Here is an 8,481-nt window from a genome sequence, read left to right as displayed (position 1 = left end):
CCCCACGACCCCGCCGCACGCGCCGAGTGGACCGCGCTCCTGCACGCCCGCGGCGACGCCCCCGGGGCGTACGCGGCCGCCGGCCTCGACCGCGACACGACGCTGTCGGAAACGGGCGTCCAAGGGGGCCGCACCGACCCGCATTCCGTCCTGGCGGCGGACGGCGTCGACCTGACCCGCCTGGAGCGGGAAGTGCGGCGGCTCGCCGCCGCCGGCGAGGGCGGCCGGTTCACCGTGCCGACGGGCTGGTACGGCCTCCTCGTCCTCCGGCCGGACGGGGCCCGCGGCCTGCGCGTGTCCGGCGAGCGACGGCAGTGGAACGCCGACGCCTCCGGGCCCCGCCTGCCCGCGTTCGCGTACGAGCGGCTGCCCGACCTCGAACTCGTCCGCACGGGCCGGATCACCCCGCGCGAGCTCCACCCCCTGGTCGCCGCCTCGCTGTTCCCCGGAGCCGGCTCCGCCGCCGGCCCGCCGGGACCCGCCGCGCCCCGCCCCGTACGGGTACGCTGCCGCACCGCGTGGCACGAGGTGCACTCCCGCGGCGGCACCCTGGACCTCCTCCACCACAGCGCCGAGGAGCAGCGGCGCGAGAGCGCCATGCGGGCCTTCGGCGGCGCCGTCACCGGCTGCTTCGCCGTCCAGCACGCCTGGACCGCGCCCGACGGCGTACGGCTGCCGCGCGCCCTGCGCGAGGAGCGGCGCGAGCTGTTCCTGCGCGTCCAGCACGGGGACACCCCCGGGGTCGCGGCGCTGCTCGACGCGGGCACGGACCCGCGCGTCCGCGACGGCCGCGGCTGCACACTGCTGCACCTGCTGCCGCAACTGGACCACACGGCACTGCTGCCGAGGCTCCTCGACGCGGGCCTGTCCCCGGAGGTCCGGGACGGGCTCGGCCGCACCCCGCTGGTGACCGCCGTCACCAACGGCGGCTCCGCCGACCTGGTGTGGGCGCTCGTCGCGGCCGGCTGCCGGATCGACGCCACCGACGAGGCCGACCTGTCGCTCGCCCAGATCATCCGCCGCTTCCGGCGCACCGACCTCGGCTTCCTGCGCAGCCGCGTCGAGGAGGAGTTCCCGGGCATCGGCGCCGACTGGTTCGACGACTGGATCGAGGAGCAGGAGGAGTACGCGGAAACGGACGACGACGAGGACGCCGGCCCCGACGCCGGCGCGGACGAGGACGGCAGCGCATGAGCAACGGCCGGCCGAGTGCCCTGGAGGCCGCCGACGTCCTCGGCGCGCGGCTGCGCTCCACCCGCACCGAGCGGGCGGCCAACCCCCAGCTGGAGGCGCTGGCCCTCGCCGTGACGGCCAACCAGCCCGTCCTGCTGTGGGGCGAGCCCGGCATCGGCAAGTCCGCCGGCATGCAGCAGCTCGCCGACGCGCTCGGCACCGGCCTGGAGACCGTGATCGCCAGCGTCCACGAGCCGTCCGACTTCGCCGGACTGCCGATCGTGGGCGACGACCCGGCCGCCACGGGTGTGCCCATGGCCCCGCCGGACTGGGCCGTCCGCCTCGCCCGCACCGGACACGGCCTGCTGTTCCTCGACGAGCTGTCCTCCGCCCCGCCCGCCGTGCAGGCGGCCCTGCTGCGCGTCGTCCTGGAGCGGCGCGTCGGCAGCCTCGTCCTCCCGGAGGGCGTGCGGATCGTCGCCGCCGCCAACCCGCCCGCCAGCGCGGCCGACGGCTGGCACCTCAGCCCGCCGCTGGCGAACCGGTTCGTCCACCTCGACTGGACGCACGACCCGCGCACCGTCGCCCGCGGCATGGCAGGCACCTGGCCGGAGACGGCCCTGCCCGCCGTCGACCCGGCCCGCATCCCCGGTGCCGTCGCCCGCGCCCGCGGCGCGGTCTCCGGCTTCCTGACGGCCCGGCCCGGCCTCGTCCACCACATGCCGAACGAGGCCGAGGCGCGCGGCCGCGCCTGGCCGTCCCCGCGGACCTGGGAGATGGCCCTGCGGCTCCTCGCCACCGGCTACGCGGCCGGCAGCAGCCGGGAGGCCCTCGCCGCGGCCCTGGCCGGCGCCGTCGGCGACGGCGCCGGGCTGGAACTGCTGGCCTACCTGGAGAACCTCGACCTGCCCGACCCCGACCGGGTGCTGGCCGACCCGGGCGCCTTCGCCCTGCCCGACCGCGGCGACCGCCAACTGGCCTTCCTCATCGCCGTGGTCGCCGCGGTGCAGGCCGAGCCGACCCGCCCGCGCTGGGAGGCGGGCTGGGCGGTCCTCGCCAAGGCCGTGGACGCGGGCGTGCCGGACGTCGCGGCCCGCGCCGCCGCCGACCTCGCCGCGATGAGAGACCCTGACTGGCCTGTGCCCTCCGGCATCGACGCCTTCGTGGAGCTGCTGCAGCTCTCCGGCGCGCTGCCCGGCGGCGGCTGACCGCCGTGGACGCTCCCGCCGGGCCGCCGCGCCCCGCCGCCGGATCCGGGCCGGAGCCGGCCCGACTGGACCGGGCGAAGCTGCTGGCCGCCCGCTACCGGGCCGCCGAGGCCCGGCCGTACCTGGCGTCGGCGCTGTACGCGCTGGCCGTCGTACCGAGCCCCGCCGTGCCCACGATGGGCGTGGACCGGCACTGGCGCGCGTACGTCTCCCCGCGCTTCGTGGACGACACCCCGGTGGCGGAGCTCGCCGGGGTGTGGGTCCACGAGGTGGCGCACCTGCTGCGCGACCACCACGGCCGGGCGGCCCGGCTGCCGGCCGCCGACCAGCGCGACCACGTACGCGTGAACATCGCGCAGGACTGCGAGATCAACGACGACCTCCTCGCCGACGGGCTGCCGCTGCCCGAGGGGCGGATGGAGCCCCGCCTGTTCGGCCTGCCTCCCGGCGGGCTCTTCGAGGTGTACCTTCCGGGCATCCCGCCCACCCCGCACCACCACCCGGACTGCGGGTCGGGGGCCCACGGCGTGCCCGCGCCGTGGGAGCTGGGCGACAAGGCCCCCGGCGGCATCGGCCGCATGGAGGCGGAGGCGCTGCGCCGGCAGACCGCCCAGGCCGTGCGGGCGCACCGGCGCAGCCGGGGGAAGATCCCGGCAGGCTGGCAGCGCTGGGCAGACGAGCTGCTGGAGCCGGTCGTCGACTGGCGCCAGGCGCTGTCCGGGGCGGTCCGGGAGGCGGCCGCCTGGGCGGGCGGCGCCGTCGACTACACCTACCGCCGGCCCTCGCGGCGCACGCCCGCGCTCGGCGGCCGCGTCGTGCTCCCGAGCCTGCGCCGGCCCTTGCCGCGGGTCGCGGTCGTCATCGACACCTCCGGCTCCATGGGGGAGGCCGAACTGGCCGCCGCCCTCGCCGAGGTGACGGGCGTGCTGCGCGAGGTGGGGGTGCGCGGCAACAGGGTCGCGGTCCTGGCGTGCGACGCGGACGTGCACACGGTGACCCGGGTGACCCGGGCGGAGCAGGTGGTCCTGGAGGGCGGAGGCGGCACGGACATGGCCGTCGGGATCCGCGCCGCACTGGCGCTGCCGGACCGGCCGGACATCGTCGTCGTCCTGACCGACGGGTACACGCCCTGGCCGCCGGAGCCGGTGTCCTGCCGCGTCGTCGCCGCGCTGGTGGGGGAGGGCCCGCCGGATCCGCCGGACTGGGTGGAGACCGTACGCGTCCCGTCCGGGGCGTGACGCAGGGCCCCGCAGCGGCGGCGGCGCGCAGGCCCGGGCTGGCCGAGAACATGTGCCGCCGGCCGGTCCGGGAGGCTGCGCATGACAGCATGGCCGGGCAAACCCGTGGAGCAGAGGGGGAGTTCGTGAGCAGCTCGTCGATCGGCGTACGCAAGGGCCTGGCGAGGGTGGAGGTCGCCCTCCGGTGGGATCCGAGCCCGGCGGGGTCGCCCGCGCACGACCTGGACATAGTGGCCGCCGTGTACGGCGCCGCCGACCCGTACGGCGAGCCCGTCCAGCTGGTCCACTTCGGCAGCCGCTCCCCGGACGGCACGATCATCCTGACCCGCGACAGCCGCACCGGGCAGGGCTTCGGCTACGACGAGGTGATGACGATCGAACTGGACCGGATGCGGCCGGAATCGGTCCGGGTCGTCGTCGGCGTGGTCATCCAGGACACCGGTTCGGACGGCGGCCGGCGTACGACGTTCGGGGCCGTCGGCGGCACCGGCGTCCGCATCCGGGAGGGCCACCTCGACCTCGCCGAGGACGACTTCGCGGGGGTGCCGGACGCGACCGCGGCGACGGTGGCCCGGTTCACCCGGGACGGCGCGAGCGCCTGGGTCCTGGACGCCGCCGTCCGCGGCTCCGACGCGGAGCCGGAGCAGTTCGTCCGCACCATGGGAGCCGACCGCCCCTGACGCGCCCCGCAGCGGCGGGACGAGGATCCGCGCGGGCCGGGCGGCGGCCACCTCGCAGGCGGGTGGTCGCCGCCCGGGCCGGGTGGCGCGCTGCCGCCGTCCCCACGAGGCAGCGCGGGCGGGCCGCCGTCCGGTCATCGGTGACGGCGGCCCGCCGGTTCAGGGGATCGGCGCCAGGCCCAGCGCGGGCAGCACGGACGCATCGACGAACCGCTCCATGTAGGCGGTGTCCGCGTAGCGCCCCTCCAGTACGGGCCGGATCCGCAGGACACCCATCAGCTGTGCCGGGAGGAACTCCAGGGCCGGGTGCCCGGCGGTGATCTCGCCGCGGTCCACGGCGCGCTGCACCATCGCGCCGAACGCCGCCAGTTCGGGCTCGACCAGCGCCTCCCGCAGGGCCGCCTGGAGCTCCTCGTCGCTCAGCACCGCGAGCCCCAGGGCCTGGGTGAGGCGCGTGTCGCGGCCGGAGGTGCCCGCCGCGATGCGGGCGGCCTCCCGCAGGTCCCCGGCGAGCGTGCCGGTGTCGACCGCCGCGAGGGTCCCCCGCCGGTGCGCCCGCAGGGCCGCCGCGACCAGCTGCGGCTTGGTCCTCCACTGCCGGTAGAGCGTCGACTTGCCGCAGCACGCCCGGGCCGCGACCCCCTCCATCGTGAGCGCCTCGTACCCGTGCTCGCGCAGCTCGTCCAGCACGGCGGCGTACAGCTCCTGAGCCCGCTCGGGGCTGATCTTGGAGCGGCGCGCGGCGGTGGCCTGCGTCGATGTCATGGGGCGGCGCTCCTCGGGGCTGCGCGGCGGGAGGGGTTTCCGTGCCGCAAGCATACGCCGGACGCAGGCGTATCGGTACACCCGCGTATCGATACGCTCATGTATCGATACACTGACGTCTCGCTTCACGGTGGCCGAACCGACCGCCCTCCACCCCCGCACCAACCCCGCGCGGTCGGCGCCCGAGTACAGGAAGGGAGACCGGGGGAATGACCTCCCACGACACACCCGACGGGCGGCACACCGGCCCGGGATCCGGGCGCAGGCCCCGGCTCGTGCGCGAGCTGCTCCTCGTCGCAGGCCTGTTCGCCGCCTACAAGGCGGGCCGCATGCTCTCCACGGGACGCACCGGCGAGGCCTTCGCCAACGCCGACCGCGTCTGGGACCTGGAGCGGGCCCTGTACCTGCCGGGGGAGGGGCTCGTCCAGCGGCTGCTGCTCCCCGGACCCGGCATCGGCGAACTGCCCGTCCACGCCGCGAACACCTACTACGCGGCCGTGCACTTCCCCGCCACCGTCGCCTTCCTGGTCTGGCTCTACCTGCGCAGACCCGGCCACTACCGGTGGGCCCGGCGCGTCCTCGCCGTCCTGACCGGCGCCGCCCTCGTCCTCCACCTGGCCTTCCCGCTGGCCCCGCCCCGGATGCTGGACGCCGCGCACCTCGTCGACACGGGGCTGGCGTACGGCCCGTCCGTCTACGGGGCCGCGCCCGCCGCCGACGCCGTCGCCAACCAGTTCGCCGCGATGCCCTCGCTCCACTTCGGCTGGGCGCTCGCGCTGGCGGCCGGCATGGCCGCCGCGACCCGGTCCCGGTGGCGGATGCTCTGGATGCTGCACCCCCTCGCGACGCTCCTGGTGATCGTCGGCACCGCCAACCACTACTGGCTCGACTCGGCCGTCGCCGCCGCCCTGCTCGGCGCGGCCCTCGCCGTCGTCCCGCGGCCCCCTGCCGCGGCCCACCCGCCCGCGCCCGTACGGGACCTGCCGCGGCCGCGGCCGCGGCGCGCCGACCGGTCCGCCGAGCCCGTCGGAGCGGGCCGGTGAACGCCACCGCCGTCGCCGTCGCCCTGTGCCTGGCCTCATCCGCCGCCTACGCGGCGGCCGCCGTCGCCCAGGAGCGCCTCGCCCGCGCGGGCGAGGCGCGCAGCACCAGCGCCCTCCTCCGCAGCGGACGCTGGTGGTCCTCCGCCGGGCTGAACGCCGCCGCCGCGCTGCTGCACGCCGCCGCACTGCGCTACGGGCCCCTGACCCTCGTCCAGCCGCTCGGGGCGCTCACCCTCGTCGCCGCCGTCCCGCTCGGGGCGCGCCGCGCCGGGCGCCGGGTCGCCGCAGCCGAGTGGCGCGGCACCCTCGCCACCGTCGCGGGCCTCGGCCTGCTGCTCCTGCCCGCCTCCGGGCCCGCGCCGCACGCCACCCTCGACCTCGCGGAGGCCCTCGCCCTGTCCGGTGCGACCGCGGCCGCCATCGGCGTCCTGACCGCCCGCCGCGACGTCCGCTCGGGGCTGCGGCACGCCACCGCCTCCGGACTCGCATCCGCCGCCGCCTCCGCGCTGACGCAGACCGTGGCCGTCGCCGCCGCGGGGCGCGGAGGCTCCCCTGCCGCCGGAACGGTCGCCGCCGTCGCCGGCCTCGTCGCGGTGTTCGCCGTGGGCGGGATGCTGCTGTCGCAGCGCGCCTACCGCGGCGGCCTCGGCGCACCGCTCGCCGTCGTCAACCTGGCCAACCCGCTGGCCGCGGCGGCCATCGGCGCCGTCCTGCTCGGGGAGCGCCTCCAGGGCGGGGCCGCGGGGCTGCTGCTCGCCGCCGCAGGCGCCGCGGCCGCGGCGCGCGGCGTGCTGCTGCTGACGCGTTCGGCACCCGGCGTGCAGCACGCGACACGCGCCAACGGGCCCGGCCGGGAAGGCGGTTCACAGCCGGCCGCCGGTGCGGCGGTCTCCGGTGTGGCAGCATGACGGGCATGGCCGACCGCTCGATCCTCTCGCTCTGGTCCAGGAACTCCGTCCTCTCCATCGGCTCCGCGGGCTCCGTGCTCTCCATCGGGTCCGTCGGCAGCGTCCTGTCGATCGGCTCCGCCGGCAGCGTGCTCTCCGCCGGATCGGCAGGCTCCGCCCTGTCGGTCGCCTCCGCCGCCTCCTGGCTGAGCAGCAGGTCCCTGCTGAGCGCCTGCTCCCGCCGGTCGGTGCTCTCCTACCGCTCCCGCCGTCCGCCCGCCTGCGCCCGGCCCCGCCGCGCGCAGGCGGCCGCCGGCCCGGCGCGACGAGGCAGCCTCGCCGCCGGTGCGGCCCTCGCCCTGCTCGGCGCCGCCGCGGTCGCGGCGGCGGCCGGGGCCCGCCGGGGAGAACCGCTGCGGCCGTCACCGCGTCCCTGAAGGCAGGGGCGCGGCGCCAACCGCCGCGCGGCACCGGGTACGACGGAGCGGAGTGAACGGGCATGGGCATCGTCAGCTGGATCGTCCTGGGGCTGCTCGCCGGAGGCATCGCCAAACTGCTGCTGCCGGGCCGCGACCCGGGAGGCCTGATCGGCACGACGCTCATCGGCATCGCCGGCGCGTTCACCGGCGGCTGGCTCTCCGCCCGCCTCCTCGACAAGCCGATCGCGGGCGAGTTCTACGACCCGGCCACCTGGGGCGCCGCCATCGCGGGCTCCCTCGTCCTGCTCATCGCCTACCGCATCCTCTTCGGCCACTCCCGCAGCTGACCGGCCCGGGATGCCCCGCCGCCCCTCACGCAGGGGCGGGATCCGGCCAAGCGCGGGGCGGCCGCCCTGGCGCAGGCCTCCCGGCGGGGCTTCACTGCGGGCCCATGACACGACACAGGAAGCCGGGGCTGCTCGGCGCGCTCGCCCTCGCGGCGGCCACCCTGGCGGCCGCACACCCCGCAGCCGCGGCAGACCCCGCACCGGCGCCCGCCGCGTCCGCCGCCGCCGCGCCCGCCGCCGACGTACCGCCCGAGTTCGGCACCGACTGGCACGACCCCCTCACCGCCGACCCGCCGGTCCTCCGCCCGCCGACCCGGTCCTGCGAACTGACCGTTGCGGAAGCCCAATTCCGGGACTTCACCCCCTACCGGGGCCGGTACACCCCGCCCGCCGACTGCGGCACCGGCCCCTGGGCCAAGGTCGTCCTGCGCCTCGAAGGCAGGGTCAAGGGCCGCCAGTTCGACCGCCTCGGCCACCTCTCCCTCGGCGGCGTCGAGATCCTCCGCACCTCCACCCCCGAGCCCTCGCCCGACGGCATCACCTGGACCGTCGAGAAGGACGTCACCCGCTACCGGGACACCCTCAGCCGGCCCCAGCCCGTCGAGATGCTCATCGGGAACGTCGTCAACGAGACGTACACCGGTGTCATCGACGCCAAGGCCACCCTCGTCTTCCACACCGCCGAGCGCCACCACCCGGCCCCCGACACCCCGGACCGCGT

10 protein-coding genes are annotated in these 8,481 nt (G+C 77.5%); 9 read left to right on the top strand and 1 reads right to left on the bottom strand.

The features are described from left to right. From EF903_RS34295 to EF903_RS23735, 4 genes are all read left to right on the top strand, one after another. Positions 1–1,194: ankyrin repeat domain-containing protein (locus EF903_RS34295; protein ID WP_185902787.1), on the top strand; the 1,194-nt coding region annotated here is incomplete at its 5' end. Continuing rightward, entirely contained in the window at positions 1,191–2,381 is a 1,191-nt protein-coding gene (locus tag EF903_RS23745) for an AAA family ATPase (protein WP_125546349.1), read from the top strand. The genes EF903_RS34295 and EF903_RS23745, both read left to right, overlap by 4 nt. A 5-nt stretch (positions 2,382–2,386) precedes the next feature. Next, the gene (locus EF903_RS23740) at positions 2,387–3,619 is read left to right on the top strand and encodes a DUF2201 family putative metallopeptidase (RefSeq protein WP_125546347.1); all 1,233 of its coding nucleotides are present in this window, start codon (positions 2,387–2,389) and stop codon (positions 3,617–3,619) included. 89 nt (positions 3,620–3,708) lie between these two features. Next, positions 3,709–4,299 carry a TerD family protein gene (locus EF903_RS23735; protein ID WP_125546345.1) on the top strand — a complete coding sequence of 197 codons (591 nt, stop codon included), beginning with the start codon at positions 3,709–3,711 and terminating at the stop codon, positions 4,297–4,299. 159 nt (positions 4,300–4,458) lie between these two features. On the opposite strand, the gene EF903_RS23730 is transcribed toward EF903_RS23735, so the two are convergent. After that, on the bottom strand, positions 4,459–5,064 hold the full coding sequence (locus EF903_RS23730) for a TetR/AcrR family transcriptional regulator (RefSeq protein ID WP_125546343.1): 606 nt from the start codon (positions 5,062–5,064) through the stop codon (positions 4,459–4,461). A gap of 209 nt (positions 5,065–5,273) precedes the next feature. Here EF903_RS23730 and EF903_RS23725 point away from each other — a divergent pair, with 209 nt between their 5' ends. The 5 genes from EF903_RS23725 to EF903_RS23705 all read left to right on the top strand — a co-directional run. Next, positions 5,274–6,107 (top strand): phosphatase PAP2 family protein, encoded by an 834-nt coding sequence (locus tag EF903_RS23725; protein WP_125546341.1) that lies wholly within the window; start codon positions 5,274–5,276, stop codon positions 6,105–6,107. Beyond that, a complete protein-coding gene (locus tag EF903_RS23720; RefSeq protein ID WP_260615831.1) occupies positions 6,104–7,015 on the top strand; it encodes a hypothetical protein in 912 nt (303 codons plus the stop codon). The genes EF903_RS23725 and EF903_RS23720 overlap by 4 nt, the downstream gene beginning before the upstream one ends. Positions 7,016–7,020: 5 nt before the next feature. Continuing rightward, positions 7,021–7,431 (top strand): hypothetical protein, encoded by a 411-nt coding sequence (locus EF903_RS23715; RefSeq protein WP_125546339.1) that lies wholly within the window; start codon positions 7,021–7,023, stop codon positions 7,429–7,431. Between the two features lie 62 nt (positions 7,432–7,493). Beyond that, a complete protein-coding gene (locus EF903_RS23710) occupies positions 7,494–7,760 on the top strand; it encodes a GlsB/YeaQ/YmgE family stress response membrane protein (RefSeq protein ID WP_125546337.1) in 267 nt (88 codons plus the stop codon). Between the two features lie 104 nt (positions 7,761–7,864). Then, positions 7,865–8,481: peptide-N4-asparagine amidase (locus tag EF903_RS23705; RefSeq protein WP_399421532.1), on the top strand; the 617-nt coding region annotated here is incomplete at its 3' end.

This window comes from Streptomyces sp. WAC05292 (assembly GCF_003949955.1).
In the GTDB taxonomy this organism is placed as follows: Bacteria; Actinomycetota; Actinomycetes; order Streptomycetales; family Streptomycetaceae; genus Streptomyces; species Streptomyces globosus.
The sequence above is the reverse complement of the archived record's forward strand: the minus strand, read 5'-3'. Positions and strand labels throughout refer to the sequence as shown.